The sequence below is a fragment of the Curtobacterium sp. 179-B 9B NHS genome, from assembly GCF_045370965.1.
In the GTDB taxonomy this organism is placed as follows: domain Bacteria; phylum Actinomycetota; class Actinomycetes; order Actinomycetales; family Microbacteriaceae; genus Curtobacterium.
Map to the genome: position 1 here is coordinate 115,171 of NZ_JBIQDQ010000002.1, position 22,734 is coordinate 137,904.

The following is a 22,734-nucleotide window of genomic DNA, read 5'->3' on the forward strand; positions in this document are numbered from 1 at the left end:
CCGGGCGCCGGGCGCCGGCGATACGGTGGGCACATGGCTGCTCCCGTCTCCGACCTGTTCGACCCCGACGTCTGGACCGCCGCTCCGGTCGCTGAGCACTTCACCGACATCACGTACCACAAGCACGTCTCGCAGGGCATCGTCCGCGTCGCGTTCGACCGGCCCGAGGTCCGCAACGCCTTCCGCCCGCGCACCGTCGACGAGCTGTACCGCGCCCTCGACGACGCGCGACAGGACCCCCGCGTCGGTGTCGTCCTGCTCACGGGCAACGGCCCGAGCCCGAAGGACGGGGGCTGGGCCTTCTGCTCCGGCGGTGACCAGCGCATCCGCGGCCGCAGCGGCTACCAGTACGTCGGCGACGAGGGCGCCCCGCCGGAGGGCGTCGACCCCGCTGCCGCCCAGGCGTCGATGGGGCGGCTCCACATCCTCGAGGTCCAGCGCCTCATCCGCATGATGCCGAAGGTCGTCATCGCCGTCGTGCCCGGGTGGGCCGCCGGCGGCGGGCACTCGCTGCACGCCGTCGCGGACCTGACGATCGCGAGCGCGGAGCACGGCCGGTTCAAGCAGACCGACGCCGACGTGGGGTCCTTCGACGGCGGGTACGGCAGCGCCTACTACGCCCGCCAGATCGGCCAGAAGCTCGCGCGCGAGGTCTTCTTCCTCGCGGAGGAGTACTCGGCGCAGCGCGCGTACGAGATGGGCGCGGTGAACAGGGTGGTCCGGCACGAGGACCTCGAACGCGAGGCGATCCGGTGGGGCGAGACGATCCTCGGCAAGTCCCCGACAGCCATCCGCATGCTCAAGTACGCGTTCAACGCCGTGGACGACGGCATGGTCGGCCAGCAGGTCTTCGCGGGCGAGGCGACGCGCCTCGCCTACGCCTCCGACGAGGCGGTCGAGGGCCGGGATGCCTTCCTCGAGAAGCGCCCGCCGGAGTGGACGTCCTTCCCGTGGCACTACTGACCCCGCGGGCCCACCGGTGAACCGCGCGCTGGTCGCCGTCGGCGCGTCCGACCCGTCGGCGGTGCTGCGCGGCCTGGAGGCTGCCCTCACCGGCGGACCCGCGCTGCTCCCCGTCGCCGAGGACGGCCCGGCGCTGCCCACGCGCCCGCCGTCGCACGTCGCCCGCCGGGTCGCCCTGGTGGTCGAGACGAGCGGTTCCACCGGGACCGGCAAGCGCGTGGCACTGTCGTCGGAGGCGCTGCTCGCGGGCGCCGCGTCCGCCGACGCGACGCTCGGCGGGCCCGGCCGGTGGCTGCTCGCGCTGCCGACGCACTACATCGCCGGGCTCAACGTGCTGACCCGATCGGTCACGGCGGGCACGACGCCCGTCGTCCTCCCGCCGGGACACTTCGACGGCCGGGCGTTCGCCGACGCGGTGGACCGGCTCGACGTCGGTCCCGAGGCGCCGCGGCGCTACACCTCGCTCGTCCCGGTGCAGCTCGCCCGCGTGCTCGACGACCCCCGCGCCACCGCCGCCGCGACCCGCTTCGCCGCCGTGCTCGTCGGGGGCCAGGCCACGCCCGCACCGCTCCGGCAGCGTGCCCTCGACGCCGGTGTCCGGGTCGTCACGACGTACGGCGCGAGCGAGACGAGCGGTGGCTGCGTGTACGACGGCACGCCGTTCGGGACGGTCCGCGCGGAACTCGTCGACGGCGCCCTCGAACTGGCCGGCCCGATGCTCGCCGAGGGGTACCTCGACGACCCCGAGCGCACGGCCCGGACCTTCGCCGAGCGCGACGGCCACCGCTGGTACCGGACCGGCGACGCTGCGACCACCGACGACGACGGACGGCTGCGGGTGCTCGGGCGGCTCGACGACGTCATCGTGTCCGGTGGCGAGAAGGTCCCGCTCGGGGCGGTGGAACGGCGCGTGCGCGAGCTCGCGGGCCAGGACGCCGCGGTCGTCACGCGGCGCGCGTCCGGGGAGTGGGGCGAGGTGCCCGTCGTCGTCACGGAACGTCCGCTCGACCTCGACGAGGTCCGCGCCCACGTTGCGGAGACCCTGGGCCGTGCGGCCCGTCCCGCGGAGGTCCTGGTCGTCGACGCGGTGCCGATGCTCGCGTCCGGCAAGCCCGACCGCCGGGCCGTCCGGGCACTCGCGGACCGCGGGGGCGCACCGACCCCCTAGCGGTCACGGATACGATGGTCGGCCGTGGCACGTACGAAGAACAGGACCCCGGTCAAGGGCCGCAGCGGCAACCCGGCGAAGGCCGCGGCACCGCAGCGCACGAAGCAGCGGGCGACCGCGAGCGACTGGATCGGCGGCGCCCGGCTCCGGACCCTCACGCTCGGTGTCGTGCCGGTCGTGCTCGGCACCGGCGTCGCGTTCGTCGACTCCGGTGAACCGGGCGACTTCGGGTCGTACCTCGGCCGCGACCACCACCTGGCGGTCGCCCTGCTCGCGCTCGCGGTCGCGCTGTTCCTGCAGATCGGCGTGAACTACAGCAACGACTACTCGGACGGCGTCCGGGGCACCGACGAGTTCCGCGTCGGCCCGGCCCGGCTCACGGGTGCGGGGCTGGCGAAGCCGCGCACCGTGCTCACGGTCGCGCTCACGTTCTTCGGACTGGCTGCGGTCGCCGGACTGGTGATCGTGCTGCTCACCGGCACGTGGTGGCTGCTCCTCGTCGGGGCGGCGGCGATCGTCGCGGCCTGGTACTACACGGGCGGGAAGAAGCCCTACGGCTACAACGCCCTCGGCGAGGTCTTCGTCTTCGTGTTCTTCGGGTTGGTCGCCGTGCTCGGCACCCAGTACGTGCAGATCCAGGCGGTCACCACGAGCGGCTGGGCGGCTGCGGTCGCCGCCGGGTTCTTCGCCTGCGCCGTGCTCATGGTCAACAACATCCGCGACGTGGACGAGGACCGACAGGCCGGCAAGCGCACGCTCGCCGTCGTCGTCGGCCGCCCCGTCGCACGGGTCCTGTTCGGCCTGTTCCTGATGCTGCCGTACGTGGTGCTGCTCTGGTTCGTGCTGCTGTACTTCCGCACCGGCTTCGCGTACTTCTCGCTCCTGCTCGCGCTCCCCGCGCTCGCGATCGGCGTCTCGTCCCGCAAGCCCCGCGAGCTCATCACGGCGCTGCAGCTGTCGTCGTTCGCGTCGCTCGCCTACGGCGTGGTGCTCGGCCTGACCCTGGTCCTCCTGCCGTAGCAGCGTCGGACGCGGCGACCGAGGTCGAGCGGCCGCTCGGCCGACCGACCGACGAGGATCGGGACTAGTCCTCGTCGTGCTCGCGACGCGCGCGGTGCCGGTCGGCGTCCGAGACCGCTCGGTCGGCGGCGGGCGCATCGGTGTCGGCCGCGTCGGTGTCGGCGGCGTCGACGAAGTCGTCCTCGAAGTCCGAGTCGGCGTCCCGCTCCGGTCGACCCCGGCGAGCGGCGATGTCCGAGGTCACCCGACCGCGGAGCCCGGGCAGCGCGATGTACGACACGAGCAGACCGATCAGCGCGGCGCCGATCGCCGCCCAGTACCACCGCAGGCCGATGACGAACAGGACCGCCAGCGCCGCGGCGAAGATGCCGAGTCGGGCAAGGGTGTAGACGAGCCACGCTTTCACCCGATGATCCTACGCGGCGTCGTTCGTGCACCGGCTGACGGGCAGCCCGGTCCCAGGCGCGCTGCCTAGAGTCGTCGCATGGTCCGTCTGTGGTTGATCATCGCCGTCGCCGCCGTGGCCTTCACGGTCTACGCGGTCATCGACTGCGCGACCATGCCGCGGCAGCGCATCCGCTCCCTGCGGCGTGGGTGGTGGATCCTCCTCGTGCTCGTCCTCCCGGTGCTCGGTGGCCTGCTGTGGTTCGTGCTCGGCCGGGCGCCCGCCACCCCGGGGCCGACGCCCCGGTACCGTGGACCCGAAGACGACCCCGACTTCCTCGGCGGCCCGCGCGGCCCCGGGACACTCCGCACCGGAACGGACCAGGACGACGAAACCCTCCGAGACCTCGAGGACCAGTTCCGCGATGAACGACGCGACCGCGACGAACGAGACGACGACCGCCCCGCCGATCGCTGACGGGTCCGCGGGGTCCGGCAGCGCTGCCACCGACTTCGCCCTGGCACTCCTGCGGGAACTCGCCCGTGCCGGGGTGACCGACGTCGTCGTCAGCCCGGGCTCCCGGTCGCAGGCGCTCGCCCTCGCGGCGGTCGCGCTCGAGCGCGCGGGCGGCACGACGGTGCACGTCCGGCTCGACGAGCGGACCGCCGGGTTCTTCGCCCTCGGGCTCGCCGTCGAGTCCGGCCGTCCGGCCGCGGTCGTCACGACCTCGGGCACCGCCGTCGCCAACCTGCACCCGGCCGTGCTCGAGGCGCACCACTCCGGCGTGCCGATGGTCGTCCTCTCCGCCGACCGGCCGGACGAGCTGCGGGGCATCGGCAGCAACCAGACCACGGTCCAGCCGGGCATGTTCGGCCCTGCCGTGTCCTTCGTGCGCGACGTGCAGGCGCCCACCGCGGACGGCGCTGTCGACGCGGACGCCGTCCGGACGCTCGCCCGGGAGGCCGTCGCCGTCGCCGCCGGGCACACCGGGCAGCCCGGTCCCGTCCAGCTGAACGTCGCGTTCCGCGAACCGCTCTCCGCCGGGCTGCGTGCCGAGGACGTCGCCGCCGTGCTCCACGACGAGGTCGACACCGACCACGCCCGTCGTCGGGTGCACGCCGGACTGCCGGTCGTCGAACTCGCGCCGGACGACGCACCCGCGACGGTCGTCATCGCCGGACACGACGCCGGCGAGGACGCCGAACGGATCGCCTGGGAGCTCGGTGCGCCGCTGCTGGCCGAGGTGTCGAGCGGCGCGCGGTTCGGGCGCAACCTGGTCGTCGCCTACCGCGAGCTGCTGCGCGACCCCGAGCTCGGCGGAGCGGTCCGTCGAGCCGTCGTCCTCGGGCACCCGACGCTCAGTCGCGAGGTCCCGGCCCTGCTGCAGCGGGCCGACGTCGAGACGATCGTGGTCCGCGGACCCGGGGCCGACCCGTTCGACCCGGCCCGTGCCTCCCGGCCGGACGCCGCGACCACCTTCGTGTCCGACGTGCGCGTGACGGGCCGCACCACCCCGGGACACCGCGCATGGGTCGGGCGGTGGGTGACGACCAGTCGCGCGCTCCTCGGGGACGGTGACGCCGGTCCGGACCTCGACGCGAAGCGCTCGGGGGACCGCGCCGAGCGCAACCGGTACCTGCGCGACGAAGTCGCCCTGCGTCGCCGGCCCGTCGACCGCACCATGCTGGTCGACGCCGTCTGGGGCGCCACCTGGCCGCACGACCGGCTCGTCCTCGGTGCCTCGCAGCTCATCCGTGTCGCCGACGCGCACGTCCCGGGCAAGAAGGTCCGGGTGCACGCCAACCGCGGTCTCGCCGGCATCGACGGCACGGTCTCGACCGCACTCGGCATCGCGGCCGCGCTCGAACGGACGCCCGACTCCGTCGGCACCACGCGGGTGCTCGTCGGCGACCTGACCTTCCTGCACGACCTCGGGGCGTTCGTCACCGGGACCGAGGAGCCGACGCACCGCGTCCAGGTCGTCGTCGGCAACGACGGTGGCGGTGCGATCTTCCGCGGGCTGGAGGTCGCCGCGACCACCCCGGAGCAGGACATGCGCCGCATGATGACGACGCCGCAGCACGTCGACGTCGAGCGTGTCGTGACCGGTCTCGGCTGGTCCTACCGACGGGCCGGGACGTGGGGCGACCTCGAGGGTGCACTCACCGATCCGGCCCAGCGCCTGGTGGTCGAGGTGCCGCTGACCGACTGACCACCGGGGTCAGGGGTCAGGGGTCAGGGGTCGGGGGTCAGGCGAGCGCGTCGCGGATCGGGCGGAACTTCAGGGCGGTCTCGGCGACCTCGCGCGCCGGGTCCGACCCCGCGACGATCCCCGCGCCGGCCCACGCGCGCACGGTCCCGTCGTCGTCGATCCGGGCGCTGCGCAGCGCGAGCATCCACTCGCCGTCGCCGTTCGCGCCGAGCCAGCCGACCGGCCCCGCGTAGCGACCGCGGTCGACGCCCTCGAGCTCGGCGACCAGTCGGACGGCGACGTCGGTGGGGGTGCCCGCCACGGCCGCGGTCGGGTGCAGGGCGTCGGCGACGTCGAGCGAGGTGGTGCCGACCGGCAGGGTCGCGCGGACGTCGGTGGCCAGGTGCCACAGGTTCGGCAGCTGGAGCCGGAACGGCTCGGGGTCCGCGCGGACGTCGGTGGCGACGGTCCGGAGCGCCTGCAGCAGGCTGGTGATCGCGAAGCCGTGCTCCTCGACGTCCTTCGCGCTCGACGCGAGGGCCTCGGCCGCGGCCCGGTCGGACACCGGGTCGTCGCCGCGCGCGGCGCTCCCGGCGAGCACCCGCGCCGAGAGCTCCGTGCCGTCGGTCCGGGCAAGGGTCTCCGGGGTCGCTCCGACGAGTCCGTCGACGGCGAAGGTGACGCACTGCGGGTAGGCCGCCGCCAGGTCGAGCAGGACCGCCCGTCGGTCAGCACCGGCGGGCAGCGTGCCGACCAGGTCGCGCGCCAGGACGACCTTCTCGGCCTCGCCTGCGGCGATCCGACGGACGGCGTCCGCGACGGACGCGGCGTAGGCGTCCTCGTCGACCCGGCCGGGGCCGAAGGCGACCGAGACGTGCCCGCCGACGGCCGGCACCGGCACCGAGGTCCGCGAGAACGCGAGGGGCTGCGGGTCCGGTGTCGTGTCGACGGCGGTGAGCCAGGCCTTGCCGCGGCGCTTGCCGATCACCACGCGCGGCACGACGAGCACGCTCTGCTCGGCGGAGTCGTCGGCGAACGCGAAGGACCCGAACGCGACCAGGCCGGTGCCGCGCAGCTGCACGGGGTCGTCCACCGTGGCGCCCTGCACCAGGTCCCGCCACACCGCCGACGCCTGCCGCATGCGGTCGGCTCCGGAGAACGTGAACCGGAGCGCTTCGCCGATCCCGACGATGCCGTCACCGCTCCGGACGAACGCCAGCGGCGCGTCCCGCAGGGTGTGGCGCAGGACGTCCCCCGGGTCGTCGAGGATCCGGGTCGAGACCGTGAGCGAGGGGGCCGCCGTGGTGGTTCGGGTCACGGACCGATCGTACGCGTGCGGCGACCCGCCGGACCCCGGCCGGGCGTCCGGGCAGCCCGGGGCCGCGACCTCTAGGATGGTGCGGTGAGCAGAGCGGACCTGAGCAAGCGGCCGGACGAGGTGGCGGCCATGTTCGACGACGTCGCCGCGAAGTACGACCTCACGAACGACATCCTCTCGGCGGGCAACGCCCCGCTGTGGCGCGTCGCGACGGTCCGTGCGGTCGACCCCCAGCCGGGCGAGCGGGTGCTCGACATCGCCGCCGGGACGGGCACGAGCGCAGCGGCGTTCGCGAAGAAGGGCGCCGACGTCACGGCGCTCGACCTGTCGGCGGGCATGATCGCGGTCGGGCGCGAGCGGCACCCGGAGATCACGTTCGTCGAGGGTGACGCAGAGCACCTGCCGTTCGACGACGACTCGTTCGACGCGGTGACGATCTCCTTCGGCCTGCGCAACGTCAACGACCCGATGCAGGCGATCACCGAGATGCTCCGGGTGCTCAAGCCCGGGGGCCGACTGGTCATCTGCGAGTTCTCCACGCCGCCCGTGGCGCTCCTGCGCTTCGGCTACGGCGCGTACCTCAAGCGCGTGCTCCCGGGCATCGCGCGGCTGTCGAGCAGCAACCCGGCGGCCTACCGCTACCTGGCCGAGTCGATCGAGGCGTGGCCCGACCAGCAGGTCCTCAGCCAGTGGCTGCGCGGCGTCGGCTTCACGATGGTCGCCCACCGCAACCTGACCGCGGGCATCGTGGCGCTGCACCGCGGCCGCAAGCCCGTCGCGGGCACGGTCCGCGAGTCCGTCGCCCGCCGGGCGAAGGCCCGTCGCGAGCACCAGCACACCGGCGAGCAGCCGAGCGTCGAACCCGGCGACGCCTGACCGGTCACCCGACCCCGAACACGGAGCAGCACTTGAACCCGAGCGTCCCGGTCGCACGCCGCGCACCGAGCCTCCGCGCCTCGCTGGGCATCGGCGAGCGGTTGTTCGCGACCCCGTCCGAGCGCCGCTTCATCAGCGCGGTCGACGACGGGCTCGAGCTCGTCGAGCAGGGCCTCGAGGAGGCCATGCGCTCGACCGACACCCTGGCGGACACCACGAGCCGCTACCTGCTCTCGGCGGGCGGCAAGCGCATCCGGCCGACGCTGACGCTGCTCATCGCGCAGCTGGGCAACGGGGTGACCGACGCGGTGGTCAAGGCCGCGGTGAGCATCGAGACCACCCACCTGGCGTCGCTGTACCACGACGACGTCATGGACGAGGCCCCGGTCCGCCGGGGGGTCCCGGCGGCGCACGTGACCTACGGCAACAACGTCGCGATCCTGACCGGCGACCTGCTCTTCGCACGTGCCAGCCTGATCACCGCCGACCTCGGGACCGAGGGCATCCGGATGCAGGCGGAGACCTTCCAGCGCCTCTGCATGGGGCAGCTGCACGAGACGACGGGCCCGCAGCCCGGGGATGACCCGGTCGAGCACTACATCCAGGTGCTCAGCGACAAGACGGGCTCGCTGATCGCCACCGCGGCCCGCGCCGGCGTGATGTTCTCCGGAGCCGACCGCGCCTACCTGCACGCCGTCGGGACCTTCGGCGAGAAGGTCGGCGTCGCCTTCCAGCTCGTCGACGACGTCATCGACCTCGCCCCGGCGAAGGACCGCACCGGCAAGATCGCCGGCAACGACCTGCGCGCCGGCGTGGACACCCTGCCGCTGCTGCAGCTGCGTCGCCTGGCCGCCGCCGACGACGGCGCGGCCGACCTGCTCGCCCGGATCGAGCACGACGTGAAGGACGCCCCCGACGACGCCGTGGACTCCGCGCCGTACCGGTCGGCCGTCGCCGCGCTGCGCGAGCACGAAGCCACCACCGCCACCCGCGCCGTCGCCGTCCGTTGGGCGGAGGAGGCGGTCGAGGCCCTGGAACCGCTGCCCGACGGCACCGTGAAGCGCGCGCTGACCCGCTTCGCCGAGTCCGTCGTCGAACGCAGCCGCTGACACGAGGGCCCGCCGAGGCCCACCGGGAGCACCCGCCCGAACGAACTGGAGACATCAGTGCCCACCCTGCGAATCGCCATCGTCGGCGCCGGTCCCGCCGGCATCTACGCCGCGGACATCCTGCTGCGCGAGGCGCACGGCACCGACGTGTCGATCGACCTCTTCGAGCAGCTCCCCGCGCCCTACGGCCTGGTCCGCTACGGCGTCGCACCGGACCACCCGCGCATCAAGGGCATCGTCAACGCCCTGCGGGACGTCCTCGACCGCGGAGTCGTCCGACTCTTCGGCAACGTGCGCTTCGGGGAGGACATCACCCTCGACGACCTCAAGCAGCACTACAACGCCGTGCTGTTCTCGACCGGCGCGATCAAGGACGCCGAGCTCGACGTCCCCGGGGTCGACCTCGACGGCTCCCACGGTGCCGCGGACTTCGTCAGCTGGTTCGACGGGCACCCGGACGTGCCGCGCACGTGGCCGCTCACGGCGTCGAGCGTCGCGGTGATCGGCAACGGCAACGTCGCGCTCGACGTGTCCCGCATCCTCGCGAAGCACGCCGACGACCTGCTGCCCACTGAGATCCCGGCGAACGTGTACGAGGGGCTGCAGGCGAGCCCGGTCACCGACGTGCACGTGTTCGGACGACGCGGTCCGGCGCAGGTGAAGTTCACGCCGCTGGAGCTCCGCGAGCTCGGTGAGCTCCGCGACGTCGACATGGTCGTGTACGACGAGGACTTCGACCACGACGAGGCATCGCTCACCGCGATCCAGACCAACAAGCAGGTCATGGTGATGAACCGTGTCCTGGAGCAGTGGCGCACGCGTGAGGTCGGGCAGGCCAGTCGCCGGCTCCACCTGCACTTCTGGGCGAAGCCCGTCGAGATCCTCGGCGAGGACGGCCACGTCACGGCACTGCGGTACGAGCGCACCCGGCCGAACGGCGAGGGCGGCGTCGAGGGCACCGGCGAGGTCCGCGAGCTCCCCGTGCAGGCCGTGTACCGAGCGGTGGGCTACTTCGGCTCCCCGCTGCCCGGTGTGCCCTTCGACGAGAAGACCGGCGTCATCCCGAACCGCGAGGGCCAGGTGCTCGACGAGGACGGCTCGCCGCTCCCGGGCGTCTACGCGACCGGGTGGATCAAGCGTGGCCCGGTCGGCCTGATCGGGCACACCAAGTCCGACGCGATGGAGACCGTCCAGCACATCGTCAACGACCAGGCCTCGTGGTGGACGCCGGCCGACCCGTCGCCCGAGGCGGTCCCGGCACTGCTCCGCGAGCGCGGCGTGGACTACACCGACCTCGACGGCTGGCACGCCCTCGACGAGCACGAGCAGGCCCTGGGCGCCGCGGAGGGTCGCGAGCGCATCAAGGTCGTCCCGCGCGACGAGATGGTCGACGTCTCGCTCCGACGCATGCCCTCGCCCACGAGCTGACCGCAGCACGATGACCGCGTCACGCCCCGCACCGCCCGCCGCGATGCGGGGCGTGCTCGTCGCGCCCGGTCGTCTGCAGGGCGTCGACGTGGCGCGGGCGCTCGCGCTCCTCGGCATGATGGCGGCCCACGTCGGCGGCATCGCCGAGGCCGTGGACTGGGGTGACCCCGGCACGTGGTCCGCCGTGGCGCACGGACGGCCCTCCACCCTGTTCGCGGTGCTCGCGGGCGTCTCGATCGGTCTGACGAGCGGACGGACGGATCCGCCAGGACCACCGGTCATCGGGCGGATCCGAGCACGGCTGGCGATCCGGGCCGTGGCGGTGGTCGCGGTCGGGCTCCTGCTCATGGCGCTCGGCACACCCGTCTACGTCATCCTGCCCACGTACGGCGCGCTCTTCCTGCTGGTGCTGCCGGCGCTCCGGTGGCGACCGGGCTGGTTGCTCGTCGCCGCGGCGGTGTGCGCGCTGCTGTCGCCCGTGGTCGCGCTCGCGTCGGCACCGTCCTACGCCGGCGCCGGCATGTGGGAGGTGCAACTCGGGCTCGTCTACCCGGTGGTCACCTTCCTGGCGTACGTCCTGGTCGGTCTCGCGGTCGCCAGGGTCGGACCGGAGGCGCGGCGTGCGCAGGTCGCGCTCCTCGCGTCCGGGCTGCTGGTCGCCGTCGCGGCCTACGTGGTCGGCAACGTCCTGGCGCCGGTCCCGGTCGACGCCGGGGTCGAAGCGTTCCCGGGTGTCCCGTGGGCGCCGGACGGCAGCGGGGGAGCCGTGGCGCTCGCGCAGCTGCTGCTGTCCCCGCGCGACCACTCGTCGTCGGTCGTCGACGTCGTCGGGACCGCCGGGGTCGCGGTGGCGGTGCTCGCCCTGTGCAGCCTGGTGTTCGACGGCCGCGGCCGGACGGTCTCGCGGATCGCGTTCCCGCTCGCCGCGGTGGGGTCGATGCCGCTGACGGTCTACGCCGGGCACCTCGTCGTGATCGCGCTGCTGCCGGAGTACCCGGAGTCGGGCACGGTGTGGGCGGGGTTCGCGATCGGATCGGTGCTGTTCGCGATGCTGTGGCGCACGTTCCTCGGGAGCGGACCGCTCGAGCGCGTCGTCGCTCGCCTCACCCGTCTGGTGCCGGCAGCGCCCTGACCGGGGAGGCGGGCGGTCCCCGATCCTCCCGGCCGTGGGTCCCTACTGCAGGGCGGCGGTGAGCCGCGCGACGTTGTCGAGGACCTGGGACCGGCGCGGGCGCTCGAGCCACGCGTCCAGGGTGAGCTCGAACGACGCGTCCTTGTACGCGGTCTGCACATCGCGGAGCGCATCGACGAACCGGCTGCCGCGCACCATCACCGAGACCTCGAGGTTGAGGCTGAACGACCGCATGTCCATGTTGCTCGACCCGATGACGGAGACGTCGTCGTCGATGGTGAAGTGCTTCGCGTGCAGGATCGTCGGCGCCCGGTAGAGCCAGATCCGGACACCGGCGCGCAGGAGCTCCTCGTAGTAGGAGCGCTGTGCGTGCCACGTCATCGCGTGGTCACCCATCTCGCCGACGAAGAGCTCGACCTCGACCCCGCGCTGGGCGGTCGTGGTGATGGCGTAGAGCATCGAGTCGTCGGGGACGAAGTAGGGCGAGGTGATGGACACCTTCTCCTGTGCGGAGTACAGCAGCGCGTTGAACAGGCGCAGGTTGTTCTCGCCGTCGAAGCCGGGCCCGGACGGCACGACCTGGCAGTCGAGCGCGTCGCCGCGGTCGGCGCGCTGGACGGGGTCGCTCTCGCGGAGCAGGAGCTCGTCGGTCTCGCTGTACCAGTCCGTCACGAACAGGGCGTTGAGCCCCGCGACGACGGGACCCTCGAACCGGGCGAACAGGTCCTTGTAGACCATGCCCTTCTCGATGTGCGACTGCAGGTCGTACGACGGGTCGATGAGGTTCTGGGAGCCCGTGAACGCCACCGAGCCGTCGATGACCATGATCTTCCGGTGGTTGCGCAGGTCGGGCCGCTGGAACTTCCCCTGCAGCGGCTGCAGCGGCAGCATGAGGTGCCACTCGATGTTCGCCCGGTCGAGGAACGCGAGCGTGTCCTTGTAGCCCGGGTACCCGCGACTCGCCCAGTGGTCGAGCAGGAACCGCACGGTGACACCGCGTGCCTGGGCGCGGGCCAGCGCCTCGAAGTACGGCCGGGTGGTGTCGTCGAGCGTCGCGATGTAGAACTCGACGTGCACGAAGCGCCGCGACTGGTCGATCGCCCGCGTCATCTCCTGCACCGACTCGTACGAGTCGGGGTAGAGCTCGGCGGAGTTGCCGCCGACCAGGGGCATGGCGCCCAGCTCGCGGTTCAGCTTCGTCACGGACTCGAGCCACAGCGGCCACGGGTGGTCGCGGCGCACACGCTCGATGCCCTCGGTCTGCTCGAGGATGTACGCGTTGATCTCGGTCTGCTTCTCGCGCCGTGCCTTCGGCAGCTTCGTCGACCCGATGACCATGAAGACGATGAACCCGATGTAGGGGATCAGGAAGATCGCGAGCAACCAGGCCGTCGCGGTCTGGGGCTTCCGGTTGTAGGGGACGTAGATGATCGAGAAGACGCGGATCGCCAGGTCCAGCAGGACCAGGAGGACGGTGACCGCGACGCCGAGCCAGTGCTCCACGGGGCGCGGCGCTAGCGGAAGTTGATGAACTGCAGCGGCACGTCGAACTCTTCACCCTTGAGGAGCTGGATCGTGTTCTGCAGGTCGTCGCGGCTCTTGGAGGAGACGCGGAGCTCGTCGCCCTGGATCTGGCTCTTCACGCTCTTCGGGGCGTTCGCGCGGAGGAACGCGCCGATCTTCTTGGCGACGTCCTGCTCGATGCCGTTCTTGAACTTCACCTCGATGCGGTACTCCTTGCCCGAGGGGTACGGGTCTCCGGCGTCCAGGCTCTTCAACGAGATGTTCCGCTTGATCGCCTTGGTCTGCAGCACGTCGAGGACGGCCTTGGCGCGCTCCTCGGAGTTCGCCTTGATGAGGACGTCCTCGCCGCTGAACGCGATCGAGGCGTCGGCGCCCTTGAAGTCGTACCGCTGCTCGATCTCCTTGGCGGCCTGGTTGAGGGCGTTCTCCGCCTCCATCTTGTCGACCTTGCTGACCACGTCGAAGGAACTGTCTGCCATGCGGGACAGCCTAACGGCGCGACGGGATCCCGGTTCGGTGGTCACGAGCACCCTCCGACGTCCGGTATGCTCTTCAGCGCGCCTTCGGTTGGTGACCACACCGGTCGGGTGCGCACACGGCAAGTTACCCAAGCGGCCAAAGGGATCTGACTGTAAATCAGCCGGCGTAGCCTTCGGGGGTTCGAATCCCTCACTTGCCACAGCGAGCAGCCCCGTCCGATCCGGACGGGGCTGTTGCCGTTCCCGGCCTGGCGTCCTTCCGGGGCGTGATCCGGCAGGCTGGTGCCATGCCCGACAGTCTCGCTCCCGCCCAGTTCGCCGACCTCGCCGAGTCGATCGCCCGTGAGGCAGCAGCGCTCGCGGCCCGCCGACGAGCGGAGGGGGTCGAGGTCGCCGACCGGAAGTCGAGCATCGTCGACGTCGTCACGGCTGCCGACCGCGAGGTCGAGGACCTCATCCGCACGCGGATCGCCGAGGCGCGTCCCGACGACGCCTTCCACGGCGAGGAGTCCGGCTCCGGTGCCGGGTCCACGGGGATCACCTGGGTGGTCGACCCGATCGACGGCACGGTCAACTACCTCTACGGCAGTGAGCAGTACGGGGTGAGCATCGGCGTCGTGCGGGGGAGCGCGGACCCGACGCAGTGGGAGGCGCTCGCGGGGATCGTCGTGGCGCCGGCGACCGGCACCGTGTTCCGGGCGGTGTCCGGCGAGGGTGCGACACGCGACGGCGTCCCGCTCCGCGTGTCGACCCCGTCGTCCCTCGCGGAGACGCTCGTCGCGACGGGCTTCGGCTACACCGCCGACCGTCGGCGTGAGCAGGTCGCGGTGCTGGCCGGCCTGATCGGCGAGGTGCGGGACGTCCGTCGCGCGGGAGCGGCGTCGCTCGACTGCTGCGCGGTCGGGGCCGGCACCGTCGACGCGTACTACGAGCGCGGCATCAACCCGTGGGACATGGCGGCGGGGTCGCTCGTCGCCGCCGAGGCCGGAGCGAGCGTCCGGATCTGGGAGGCCGGCGGCACGCGCTCCTTCCTGTTCGCGGCCCCCGCCGTCGCCGACCAGCTGGAGTCCCTGGTCCGTCGGCTCGAGTCCGAGGTGCTCGCCGACTGACGGCCCGGAGGCGCACTCGCCGGGCGTCGGCAGGGTCCGGTGGGGCACCGCTCGCGGACGGTGCACGGTCGTGCAGACGACTGGCGGTGCGCGACGGCCCCTGCTAGCGTGCTCCAGTCCCGTTATCTGCTCGTTACACACGAGCGCCCCGTGCCCCGATCAGGATCAGCCTCGAACACATGCCCCACGCCTCCACGACTGCGCAGACGCCCACCCGCACCGAGACCGAGCCGGTCGTGCACCTGACGCGACGCGCACGCATCGAGGCCGAGCGTCGAGCGGCTGCGACCAGCACCCCGCGCTCCGCAGCGGCTCCGCAGTCCCCGGTCGACGCGCCGTCGTTCGACGAGCTCGTCGCCCCGACGACGCCCGCAGCCCCGGTCTCACCGATCGACCTCGCGCCGGCCTCACCGGTCCGGCCGGCACCGTCCGCCGGAGCGGTCACGCCGCCCGCGCCGGTCTCGCCCGACGTCGCACCGGCGGCGGACGCCTCGCGCGCCCCGACCCCGGTCGTCGATGCGGTCCGTCCGTCGGGAGCGCGACGTCCCGCGACCGCCCCGACGTCCGGCGGCAGGGCTCCGGAGGCCGGCCGCGGCCGTGCACGGCGCACCGCCACGGCCGTCCGCGTCGACCGTGCGACCCGACACATCAGCAGCGCCTCGGCGTCGTCGGTGTCCACGGGCAGCACGCGCGGTGACGCCTTCCGCCGGAACGCCTCGCGGGTCACCGCCGTCGGCGCACTGCTGTTCGCCGCCGGGCTGGTCGTGTCGACGTCGCTGCCGGCGCAGGCGCTCTGGGTGCCGCCGGCGGACACGACCACGGCTCGCGCCACCGCCACCGGCGGAGCACAGTCCCTCAGCGTGGGCAACGGTGCCGTGGACGCCGAGACCACCCGCGACCAGTACTCGGTGACGTCCGCCACGCAGTACAAGAACGTCGACGCGTCGTCCTTCTCGAACGACCCGAACGGCTCGATCCAGTGGCCGTTCCTGACCGGGGTGCCGATCACGTCGGGCTTCGGCGGTCGTCAGGTCGAGGGCTGCTCGTTCTGCTCGACGAACCACATGGGCGTCGACTTCGCCCCGGGTGAGGGGACCCCGATCCGCTCCGTCGCCGCGGGCACGGTCATCAAGGTGCAGGCGCACGACGGCGGCTTCGGCAACGACGTGTGGGTGCAGCACGACGTCGACGGCAAGCAGTTCGTCAGCGTGTACGGCCACATGAAGGACGGCACGTTCAAGGTCGTCACCGGGCAGGAGGTCGCCGTCGGCGACGAACTCGGCGAGGTCGGGTCGACCGGCAACTCGACCGGCCCGCACCTGCACCTGGAGATCCACGTCGGTGGCGTCCCGGTGGACCCGCTGACCTGGCTCCGCGCCAACGCGAACTAGCGGAGGAGCGGCGGCACGCCCGGGCGACACGTCCGGTTCCCGACCACCGTCGCACGTCTGCTACGCTCGTCTGGTGCCGCCGAGCGGCACTCGCCCCGATAGCTCAGTGGTAGAGCACTTCCATGGTAAGGAAGGGGTCGTCAGTTCAATCCTGACTCGGGGCTCCGACCCGGAGCTGTTGTCGCTCCGGATCTCCGGCGGGGTAGCTCAGTTGGTTAGAGCACACGACTCATAATCGTGGGGTCACGGGTTCAAGTCCCGTCCTCGCTACCACAGGCCCGGCGGCCAGTTCGCCGGGCTTTCGTCGTTCCCGGGGCGCGTCGTTCCCGGGCTGCGTCGGTCTCGAGGCACGTCGGCTCGGGGCGCGTCGGCTCGGGGCGTCATCGGTCTGATCCGAGGCCCGTCGCTCCGCCCGATCCTTCCCATCGCGGGCGCTGTACCGAGTGGGATCGAGCATGCCGAGGGTTCCTGGCAGACCAGGTACGCCCGTTCTCGCCAGGTACGACTGTCCTCATCAGGCGCGCCCGTTCTCGCCGGGTGTGCCCGCCCCTGCCGCGCTGTGACGTTCCGCGGTCGCGGCTCAGCGCGGGGGAGTGGTCAGCACGCCCGCCCCCCGGAGGGCCCGTTCGAGCGTCGCCTCCACCTGCTGCCGGGCGCTCCGCCGACGCCCCGCGCCGATGCCGCCCCCGGACACCGCCGTGGCGTGCTGGGCGTGCCGGAGCGTGATCGTGGTCGACGTCCCCGTGACGGTCGTCGAGAGCTCGTACCGCCGGAACTCCCGCGCCGGGTGCACGAGGGCGCCGAGCAGGATCGTCAGCAGCCGGTTGCCGATCGTCGCGGTGATCGTGCCCCCGGTCGACTCGACCCGGTGCCCGGTCTGTCGGAGTGCCGCGCCGGCGACCTCCATGGCGGTGCACCGGTCGCCCGTGTGGACCGCGTACTGCGTCGTGTGCTCCATGAGTCCCTCCCCGTCCCCGGAGTCGTACCCGGCGTCCCCCCGGACACCGTGCGGCGAGCATAGCCGATGCATGCTCAGGGAGAGGGCGTGTGTCGAGCGTGCTCGGTAGACTCCCACGCGTGTCAGTGAACCCCGAGCTCGTCGGCAGGACGTTCCCGCCGGCCCAGCCCTACCTGGTCGGTCGTGAGAAGGTGCGCGAGTTCTCGCGTGCCGTGTTCGCGACGAACCCGATCCACCACGAGCCCGACGCCGCCCGTGCCGCCGGCTACACCGACGTGGTCGCCCCGCCGACCTTCGCCGTCGTCGTGCAGGAGGCGACGCTCGCCCAGCTCCTGGCCGAGCCGGACGCCGGCATCGACTTCTCCCGTGTCGTGCACGGTGAGCAGTCCTTCACCTACGACCGGCCGATCGTCGCGGGCGACGAGCTGACCGCCACGCTCACCGTCACCAGCGTGAAGACCCTCGGCGGCAACGCCATGGTGACCGCCGAGAGCACGATGCAGGACGCCTCGGGGGAGCACGTCGTCACCGCGACCTCCACCCTCGTGGTCCGAGGAGACGACGCATGACCACCGCACCCGCCACCGCGCTCGAGGTCGGCACCGTCGTCGCCGAGCGCGAGGTCCACCTCACCCGCGACGCGCTCGTCCGCTACGCCGGCGCCTCGGGCGACTTCAACCCGATCCACTACCGCGACGACGTCGCCGCCTCCGTCGGGCTCCCCGGCGTGCTCGCGCACGGCATGCTGACGATGGGGCTCGCCGTCCAGCCCGTTGCCGAGTGGCTCGGCGACCGCGGCTGGGTCCAGCGCTACGGCGTCCGTTTCACCCGCCCCGTCGTCGTCGACCCCGAGCAGGGCGCGACCGTCGGCGTCGTCGCGAAGGTCGGCACCGTCGACGACCAGGGGCGTCCGCAGCGCATCGACCTCACCGTGACCGCCGCCGGGCAGACCGTGCTCGGCAAGGCGCAGGTCACGGTGGTGTTCCGCTGACCGTGTCGACGCGACTCGCCGACCTCACCACGTTCCGCGTCGGAGGTCCTGCGGCGACGCTCCTGGTCGCGGACACGACCGACGAGCTCGTCGCGCACGCGCACACCGCGTGGCAGGACGACGAGTGGCTCGTCGTCGGTGGCGGCAGCAACCTGCTCGTCGCCGACGACGGCTTCGCCGGCACCGTCGTGCTCGTCCGGACGCGCGGTGTCGACGCCGAGCCCGACGAGGACGGCGTCACCGTCCGCGTCGCGGCCGGTGAACCGTGGGACCGGTTCGTCGCGACGACCGTCGAGAACGGTTGGACCGGCCTGGAGGCACTCAGCGGCATCCCGGGCACGGTCGGTGCCGCCCCCGTGCAGAACATCGGCGCCTACGGGGTCGAGCTCTCCGACGTGCTCTCCCGCATCGAGTTCCTCGACGCGTCGACGGGGGAACGCGCGTGGGTGGACGCGGCCGAGCTGGCGCTCGGCTACCGCACCTCGACGCTCAAGCACGGGCGACGAGGCGTGGTGCTGACGGTCGAGTTCCGGCTCGGCGCCACCGTGGTCGAGGGCGTGCCCGTCCGCTACGCCCAGCTGGCCGGCTCGCTCGGCGTCGAGCTCGGCACCCCGGTGGACCCGATGACCATCCGGACGACGGTGCTGCGCCTGCGGTCGTCCAAGGGGATGGTGCTCGACGACGCCGACCCGGACACGTGGAGCGCCGGCTCGTTCTTCACGAACCCGATCGTGTCGGCCGGGTTCGCCGAGACGCTGCCGCCGGAGGCCCCTCGTTGGCCGGCCGGCGACGACGTGAAGCTCAGCGCCGCGTGGCTCATCGAGCACGCGGGGGTGCACCGCGGGTACACGGTCCCCGGGTCGCACGCCGCGATCTCGTCGAAGCACACCCTGGCGCTGACCAACCGTGGGGGTGCCACCGCAGCCCAGGTCGCCGAGCTCGCGCGGTACGTCCAGGTGACCGTCCTGAACCGCTTCGGCGTCTCGCTGGTCCCGGAGCCGGTCGTGGTGGGGGACCTGCTCGGCGCGAGCTGACCACCGGACGGTCGCCGCGCCTCCCGGCCGTCGCAGTCTCGCGAGACGCAACGTGGGCGGCTCCGCGCAGCGGTCAAGCGCTGCGCGGAACCGCCCACGTTGCGTGCTGCGGAGGGGGCTACGCGGAGAAGAACGCCGCCAGCCGCCGGACGCCCTCGGCGATGTCGTCGTCGCCGAGCGCGTAGGACATCCGGATGTAGCCGGAGGGACCGAAGGCCTCGCCCGGGACGACCGCGACCTCGGCGTGCTCGAGGATCAGGTCCGCGAGCTCGAGCGTGGTCGTCGGGGTCGACCCCGCCCACTCGCGGCCGAGGAGCGCCGTGACGTCGGGGTAGACGTAGAAGGCGCCCTTCGGGGTCGGGGTGACGAAGCCCGGGATCGCGTTGAGCCCCTCGACGATGGCGCGACGGCGGCGGTCGAACGCCTCGCGCATCGCCGCGACGGGCTCCTGCGGGCCGGTGAGGGCTGCGATCGCGGCACGCTGCGACACGTTCGCCACGTTCGACGACAGGTGCGACTGCAGGTTGGACGCGGCCTTCACGGCGTCGGCCGGGCCGATGGACCACCCGACGCGCCACCCGGTCATGGCGTACGTCTTCGCGACGCCGTTGACGAGGATCGTGGTGTCGGCGAGGGCCGGCACCGCGTCGAGGATGCCCGTGAAGGCGACGTCGTCGTAGACCAGGTCCTGGTAGATCTCGTCGCTGACCACCCAGATGCCGTGCTCGAGCGCCCACTCGCCGATGGCCTTCGTCTGCTCGGCCGAGTACACCGAGCCGGTGGGGTTCGACGGCGAGCAGAACAGCAGCGCCTTGGTCCTCGGCGTGCGCGCTGCCTCGAGCTGCTCGACCGTGACGAGGTAGTCCTGGTCGCTGCCCGCGAAGACCTCGACCGGGACGCCGCCGGCCAGGCGGATCGCCTCGGGGTAGGTGGTCCAGTAGGGAGCGGGCAGCAGGACCTCGTCGCCCTCGTCCACGATGGTCTGGAACGCCTGGTAGACGGCCTGCTTCCCGCCGTTGGTGACGATGACCTGCGACGGGTCGACGGTGACGCCGGACTCGCGAGCGGTCTTCTCGGCGATCGCCCGCTTGAGCTCGGGCAGGCCCGTCGCCGGCGTGTAGCGGTGGTTCGCGGGGTCCTGGACGGCCAGGACGGCGGCGTCGACCACGTGCTGCGGCGTCGCGAAGTCCGGCTCGCCCGCCGCGAACGAGATCACCGGACGACCGGCGGCCTTGAGCGCCTTGGCCTTCGCATCGACCTTGAGCGTCGCGGACTCGGCGATCGCGGCGATGCGCGACGCGATGCGCGGACGGTCGGAGGTCGCGGCGACGGAGTCCGTCGCGGTCTCGGGGGCGGTGGACTCGGGGCCGGGGGCTGCGGTGCTCACGGCCGCCAGCCTACCGGCGCGGCACGCCGGGGGGAGCGGCCGAGTGGACAGCGTGTGACGGACTCCCGTACACTCGACCACCGGCGCACGGAACGGTGACGGGACGTGCCCCAGGGGGTTCCGACCCCTACAGGGCGGTGGCTCAATTGGTAGAGCAGCGGTCTCCAAAACCGCAGGTTGCAGGTTCGAGTCCTGTCCGCCCTGCAAGTCTGGAAGGTGTGAAGGTGGCGAGCAAGGACATGGAGACGACGGCGGACGACGTCGTCGCGAAGGCCAAGGCCGACCGTGCTCAGCGTGGTGGCCCGATCGCTGCCGTCGTCCTCTTCATTCGCCAGGTCATCGGCGAACTCCGCAAGGTCGTCACGCCGACCCGCAAGGAGCTCTTCAGCTACACCGGCGTCGTGCTCGTCTTCGTCGTCGTGATGATGATCCTGGTGTCGATCCTCGACTTCGTCTTCGGTCTCGGCGTCGGTTACGTCTTCGGCAACGGTCCCACGGCCTGACCCGTCGCCGACCGGCCTGACGGCTGGTCTGCTGCGTCCGTTCACCTGGCCGGACCCCGACAGGAGTACGGTCGCCCGAGACGGCGACGGACGCGAACCGCTCCGGCCACTCACCCGATCCGCACCACCGAACGGAAAGAACCGCAGTGTCTGACTACTCCCGCGACGACATCGACCTCGCCACGGCTGCCGAGCAGTCCTCCGAGGTCGAGGAGAACCAGGAAGGCGACGTCGAGACCGCCGAGGGCCGTTCGGTCGAGTCCGCCGAGGAGCGTGCGATCTCCGTCGAGGACGAGGACGCCGAGTCCCTCGGGACGAGCGACGAGCCGGACGACGGCACGGTGGACACCTCCATCGACGAGGCGCTCACGGCGCTGGCCGAGTCCCGCGACCCCGAGGCCGACGCCGTCGTCGACGACGCGCTCGACATCGACTCCGCCGACGAGGCCGAGGCCGCCGTCGAGGCGGTCGAGGACGAGGAGGAGACCGAGCTCGAGGACGCCTCCGCAGCCGAGGCGAACGAGACGCTCGCCGCGGACGAGGCCCTCGACGCCGACGAGGTCGACGACGAGCCCGCCGAGGTCGACCCGTACGACGCCTTCAAGGCCGAACTGCGGATGAAGCCGGGCAAGTGGTACGTCATCCACTCCTACGCGGGCTTCGAGCGCCGCGTGAAGTCGAACATCGAGAACCGCATGATCTCGATGTCGATGGAGGACTCGATCTACCAGGTCGAGGTCCCGATGGAGGACGTCGTCGAGATCAAGAACGGGCAGCGCAAGCTGGTCACCCGCGTCCGGATCCCCTCGTACGTGCTCGTCCGCATGGACCTCAACGAGGACTCGTGGTCGGTCGTCCGCCACACCCCCGGTGTCACCGGCTTCGTCGGCAACGCCCACAACCCGACGCCGCTCCGCTTCGACGAGGCGTTCGGCATGCTGAAGTCGCTCGTGCAGGTCGCCGAGGCCGCACCGACCAAGGGTGGCGCGAAGTCCGGCGGTGCCGCACAGGCGCAGCCGCAGGCCGAGGTCGACTTCGAGATCGGCGAGACGATCACCATCAAGGAAGGCTCGTTCGCGGGCCTGCCGGGTTCGATCTCCGAGATCAAGCCGGAGAGCGGCAAGCTCACCGTCCTCGTCTCGCTGTTCGAGCGCGAGACCCCGGTCGAGCTCAGCTTCGACCAGGTCACCAAGCTGTAGTAAGCTACTGAGGTTTGGCCCCGCGTGCTGTGGCATGCGGGGCTTCACCGCGGTCCGGATCCGCCGGGCCAGCGGGAGAGTGCACGGATCCCCGTGCGTTCGATTCCAGGAGGAAGCACAACATGGCACCGAAGAAGAAGGTCACGGGCCTCATCAAGCTGCAGATCAACGCGGGCGCCGCCAACCCGGCCCCGCCGATCGGTCCTGCGCTCGGTCAGCACGGCGTGAACATCATGGAGTTCTGCAAGGCGTACAACGCCGCGACCGAGTCGCAGCGCGGGAACGTCGTGCCGGTCGAGATCACCGTCTACGAGGACCGTTCGTTCACGTTCGTCCTCAAGACCCCGCCGGCCGCAGAGCTGATCAAGAAGGCCGCGGGTGTGCAGAAGGGGTCCTCGACCCCGCACACGGTCAAGGTCGCGAAGATCTCGATGGACCAGGTCCGTCAGATCGCCGAGACCAAGCAGGCCGACCTGAACGCCAACGACATCGAGCAGGCCGCGAAGATCATCGCCGGCACCGCTCGTTCGATGGGCATCACGGTCGAGGCGTAAGCCTCAGCGCCCCAC

23 protein-coding genes and 4 tRNA genes are annotated in these 22,734 nt (G+C 72.2%); 21 read left to right on the forward strand and 6 right to left on the reverse strand.

Going from position 1 to position 22,734, the window contains the following annotated elements; all coding sequences use genetic code 11:
• The first annotated feature begins 33 nt into the window (after positions 1-33).
• The 3 genes from ACH0A8_RS02390 to ACH0A8_RS02400 are packed head-to-tail and all read left to right on the forward strand — an operon-like array spanning position 34 to position 3,151.
• Positions 34-963 (forward strand): 1,4-dihydroxy-2-naphthoyl-CoA synthase, encoded by a 930-nt coding sequence (locus tag ACH0A8_RS02390; RefSeq protein WP_066655279.1) that lies wholly within the window; start codon positions 34-36, stop codon positions 961-963.
• 16 nt (positions 964-979) lie between these two features.
• Positions 980-2,131, forward strand: coding sequence for an AMP-binding protein (locus ACH0A8_RS02395; protein ID WP_406906366.1), 1,152 nt, complete (start codon positions 980-982; stop codon positions 2,129-2,131).
• A 24-nt stretch (positions 2,132-2,155) separates the two neighbouring features.
• Positions 2,156-3,151, forward strand: coding sequence for a 1,4-dihydroxy-2-naphthoate polyprenyltransferase (locus tag ACH0A8_RS02400; RefSeq protein ID WP_235426349.1), 996 nt, complete (start codon positions 2,156-2,158; stop codon positions 3,149-3,151).
• Between the two features lie 64 nt (positions 3,152-3,215).
• Here ACH0A8_RS02400 and ACH0A8_RS02405 read toward each other — a convergent pair whose 3' ends face one another.
• On the reverse strand, positions 3,216-3,557 hold the full coding sequence (locus ACH0A8_RS02405) for a DUF4229 domain-containing protein (protein ID WP_406906368.1): 342 nt from the start codon (positions 3,555-3,557) through the stop codon (positions 3,216-3,218).
• Between the two features lie 78 nt (positions 3,558-3,635).
• On the opposite strand from ACH0A8_RS02405, the gene ACH0A8_RS02410 reads away from it, so the two are divergent.
• Together ACH0A8_RS02410 and menD are read left to right on the forward strand one after the other, a co-directional pair.
• Positions 3,636-4,013, forward strand: coding sequence for a PLDc N-terminal domain-containing protein (locus ACH0A8_RS02410; protein WP_251154611.1), 378 nt, complete (start codon positions 3,636-3,638; stop codon positions 4,011-4,013).
• On the forward strand, positions 3,961-5,748 hold the full coding sequence (gene menD / locus ACH0A8_RS02415; protein WP_406906370.1) for a 2-succinyl-5-enolpyruvyl-6-hydroxy-3-cyclohexene-1-carboxylic-acid synthase: 1,788 nt from the start codon (positions 3,961-3,963) through the stop codon (positions 5,746-5,748). Before ACH0A8_RS02410 ends, menD begins: the two co-directional genes overlap by 53 nt.
• Positions 5,749-5,785: 37 nt before the next feature.
• Here the strand turns inward: menD and ACH0A8_RS02420 are convergent, their stop codons facing one another.
• Positions 5,786-7,045 carry an isochorismate synthase MenF gene (locus tag ACH0A8_RS02420; protein WP_406906372.1) on the reverse strand — a complete coding sequence of 420 codons (1,260 nt, stop codon included), beginning with the start codon at positions 7,043-7,045 and terminating at the stop codon, positions 5,786-5,788.
• Between the two features lie 84 nt (positions 7,046-7,129).
• Between ACH0A8_RS02420 and ACH0A8_RS02425 the strand changes: the two genes are divergently transcribed.
• The 4 genes from ACH0A8_RS02425 to ACH0A8_RS02440 are packed head-to-tail and all read left to right on the forward strand — an operon-like array spanning position 7,130 to position 11,590.
• Positions 7,130-7,921, forward strand: coding sequence for a demethylmenaquinone methyltransferase (locus ACH0A8_RS02425; protein ID WP_066655267.1), 792 nt, complete (start codon positions 7,130-7,132; stop codon positions 7,919-7,921).
• 32 nt (positions 7,922-7,953) lie between these two features.
• Complete coding sequence (locus ACH0A8_RS02430) at positions 7,954-9,030, forward strand: polyprenyl synthetase family protein (protein ID WP_066655261.1); 1,077 nt, start codon at positions 7,954-7,956, stop codon at positions 9,028-9,030.
• Between the two features lie 57 nt (positions 9,031-9,087).
• Positions 9,088-10,458: an FAD-dependent oxidoreductase gene (locus ACH0A8_RS02435; protein ID WP_406906375.1), complete on the forward strand. Its 1,371-nt coding sequence runs from the start codon at positions 9,088-9,090 to the stop codon at positions 10,456-10,458.
• Between the two features lie 10 nt (positions 10,459-10,468).
• Positions 10,469-11,590, forward strand: coding sequence for a heparan-alpha-glucosaminide N-acetyltransferase domain-containing protein (locus tag ACH0A8_RS02440; RefSeq protein ID WP_406906377.1), 1,122 nt, complete (start codon positions 10,469-10,471; stop codon positions 11,588-11,590).
• Positions 11,591-11,632: 42 nt separating this feature from the next.
• Here ACH0A8_RS02440 and cls read toward each other — a convergent pair whose 3' ends face one another.
• Both cls and ACH0A8_RS02450 read right to left on the reverse strand, forming a co-directional pair.
• The gene (gene cls / locus ACH0A8_RS02445) at positions 11,633-13,093 is read right to left on the reverse strand and encodes a cardiolipin synthase (protein WP_406906379.1); all 1,461 of its coding nucleotides are present in this window, start codon (positions 13,091-13,093) and stop codon (positions 11,633-11,635) included.
• Positions 13,094-13,104: 11 nt separating this feature from the next.
• Positions 13,105-13,593: a YajQ family cyclic di-GMP-binding protein gene (locus tag ACH0A8_RS02450; RefSeq protein WP_066655250.1), complete on the reverse strand. Its 489-nt coding sequence runs from the start codon at positions 13,591-13,593 to the stop codon at positions 13,105-13,107.
• 118 nt (positions 13,594-13,711) lie between these two features.
• Between ACH0A8_RS02450 and ACH0A8_RS02455 the strand changes: the two genes are divergently transcribed.
• From ACH0A8_RS02455 to ACH0A8_RS02475, 5 genes are all read left to right on the forward strand, one after another.
• A tRNA-Tyr gene (locus tag ACH0A8_RS02455) sits at positions 13,712-13,793 on the forward strand.
• Between the two features lie 87 nt (positions 13,794-13,880).
• A complete protein-coding gene (locus tag ACH0A8_RS02460) occupies positions 13,881-14,702 on the forward strand; it encodes an inositol monophosphatase family protein (protein ID WP_406906381.1) in 822 nt (273 codons plus the stop codon).
• Between the two features lie 179 nt (positions 14,703-14,881).
• A complete protein-coding gene (locus tag ACH0A8_RS02465; RefSeq protein WP_406906382.1) occupies positions 14,882-16,093 on the forward strand; it encodes a peptidoglycan DD-metalloendopeptidase family protein in 1,212 nt (403 codons plus the stop codon).
• 92 nt (positions 16,094-16,185) lie between these two features.
• Positions 16,186-16,257: transfer RNA gene (locus ACH0A8_RS02470), tRNA-Thr, on the forward strand.
• A 32-nt stretch (positions 16,258-16,289) separates the two neighbouring features.
• Positions 16,290-16,366, forward strand: a tRNA-Met gene (locus ACH0A8_RS02475).
• 307 nt (positions 16,367-16,673) lie between these two features.
• On the opposite strand, the gene ACH0A8_RS02480 is transcribed toward ACH0A8_RS02475, so the two are convergent.
• On the reverse strand, positions 16,674-17,051 hold the full coding sequence (locus ACH0A8_RS02480) for a hypothetical protein (RefSeq protein WP_251159577.1): 378 nt from the start codon (positions 17,049-17,051) through the stop codon (positions 16,674-16,676).
• 119 nt (positions 17,052-17,170) lie between these two features.
• On the opposite strand from ACH0A8_RS02480, the gene ACH0A8_RS02485 reads away from it, so the two are divergent.
• Genes ACH0A8_RS02485 through ACH0A8_RS02495 form a run of 3 tightly spaced genes read left to right on the forward strand, consistent with a single transcriptional unit; the run spans position 17,171 to position 19,076 of the window.
• Complete coding sequence (locus ACH0A8_RS02485) at positions 17,171-17,620, forward strand: MaoC family dehydratase N-terminal domain-containing protein (RefSeq protein WP_081984962.1); 450 nt, start codon at positions 17,171-17,173, stop codon at positions 17,618-17,620.
• On the forward strand, positions 17,617-18,042 hold the full coding sequence (locus tag ACH0A8_RS02490) for a MaoC/PaaZ C-terminal domain-containing protein (protein ID WP_066655238.1): 426 nt from the start codon (positions 17,617-17,619) through the stop codon (positions 18,040-18,042). The genes ACH0A8_RS02485 and ACH0A8_RS02490 overlap by 4 nt, the downstream gene beginning before the upstream one ends.
• Entirely contained in the window at positions 18,039-19,076 is a 1,038-nt protein-coding gene (locus ACH0A8_RS02495; protein ID WP_066658454.1) for a UDP-N-acetylmuramate dehydrogenase, read from the forward strand. Before ACH0A8_RS02490 ends, ACH0A8_RS02495 begins: the two co-directional genes overlap by 4 nt.
• A 118-nt stretch (positions 19,077-19,194) precedes the next feature.
• Here ACH0A8_RS02495 and ACH0A8_RS02500 read toward each other — a convergent pair whose 3' ends face one another.
• The gene (locus ACH0A8_RS02500) at positions 19,195-20,379 is read right to left on the reverse strand and encodes a pyridoxal phosphate-dependent aminotransferase (RefSeq protein ID WP_066658451.1); all 1,185 of its coding nucleotides are present in this window, start codon (positions 20,377-20,379) and stop codon (positions 19,195-19,197) included.
• 215 nt (positions 20,380-20,594) lie between these two features.
• Between ACH0A8_RS02500 and ACH0A8_RS02505 the strand changes: the two genes are divergently transcribed.
• From ACH0A8_RS02505 to rplK, 4 genes are all read left to right on the forward strand, one after another.
• A tRNA-Trp gene (locus tag ACH0A8_RS02505) sits at positions 20,595-20,667 on the forward strand.
• A 20-nt stretch (positions 20,668-20,687) separates the two neighbouring features.
• A complete protein-coding gene (gene secE, locus ACH0A8_RS02510) occupies positions 20,688-20,966 on the forward strand; it encodes a preprotein translocase subunit SecE (protein ID WP_066658449.1) in 279 nt (92 codons plus the stop codon).
• A 146-nt stretch (positions 20,967-21,112) separates the two neighbouring features.
• On the forward strand, positions 21,113-22,165 hold the full coding sequence (nusG, locus tag ACH0A8_RS02515; RefSeq protein WP_209685055.1) for a transcription termination/antitermination protein NusG: 1,053 nt from the start codon (positions 21,113-21,115) through the stop codon (positions 22,163-22,165).
• 122 nt (positions 22,166-22,287) lie between these two features.
• Positions 22,288-22,719 (forward strand): 50S ribosomal protein L11, encoded by a 432-nt coding sequence (gene rplK, locus ACH0A8_RS02520; protein WP_017888638.1) that lies wholly within the window; start codon positions 22,288-22,290, stop codon positions 22,717-22,719.
• The last annotated feature ends 15 nt before the right edge of the window (positions 22,720-22,734 follow it).

What these genes read in the sequence shown, in the direction of transcription:
- ACH0A8_RS02390 (WP_066655279.1), top strand. Translation starts at nt 34, where the DNA reads ATGGCTGCTCCCGTCTCCGACCTGTTCGACCCCGACGTCTGGACCGCC.
- ACH0A8_RS02410 (WP_251154611.1), top strand. Translation starts at nt 3,636, where the DNA reads ATGGTCCGTCTGTGGTTGATCATCGCCGTCGCCGCCGTGGCCTTCACG.
- menD (WP_406906370.1), top strand. Translation starts at nt 3,961, where the DNA reads ATGAACGACGCGACCGCGACGAACGAGACGACGACCGCCCCGCCGATC.
- ACH0A8_RS02440 (WP_406906377.1), top strand. Translation starts at nt 10,469, where the DNA reads ATGACCGCGTCACGCCCCGCACCGCCCGCCGCGATGCGGGGCGTGCTC.
- ACH0A8_RS02450 (WP_066655250.1), bottom strand. Translation starts at nt 13,593, where the DNA reads ATGGCAGACAGTTCCTTCGACGTGGTCAGCAAGGTCGACAAGATGGAG.
- ACH0A8_RS02460 (WP_406906381.1), top strand. Translation starts at nt 13,881, where the DNA reads ATGCCCGACAGTCTCGCTCCCGCCCAGTTCGCCGACCTCGCCGAGTCG.
- ACH0A8_RS02465 (WP_406906382.1), top strand. Translation starts at nt 14,882, where the DNA reads ATGCCCCACGCCTCCACGACTGCGCAGACGCCCACCCGCACCGAGACC.
- ACH0A8_RS02480 (WP_251159577.1), bottom strand. Translation starts at nt 17,051, where the DNA reads ATGGAGCACACGACGCAGTACGCGGTCCACACGGGCGACCGGTGCACC.
- ACH0A8_RS02490 (WP_066655238.1), top strand. Translation starts at nt 17,617, where the DNA reads ATGACCACCGCACCCGCCACCGCGCTCGAGGTCGGCACCGTCGTCGCC.
- rplK (WP_017888638.1), top strand. Translation starts at nt 22,288, where the DNA reads ATGGCACCGAAGAAGAAGGTCACGGGCCTCATCAAGCTGCAGATCAAC.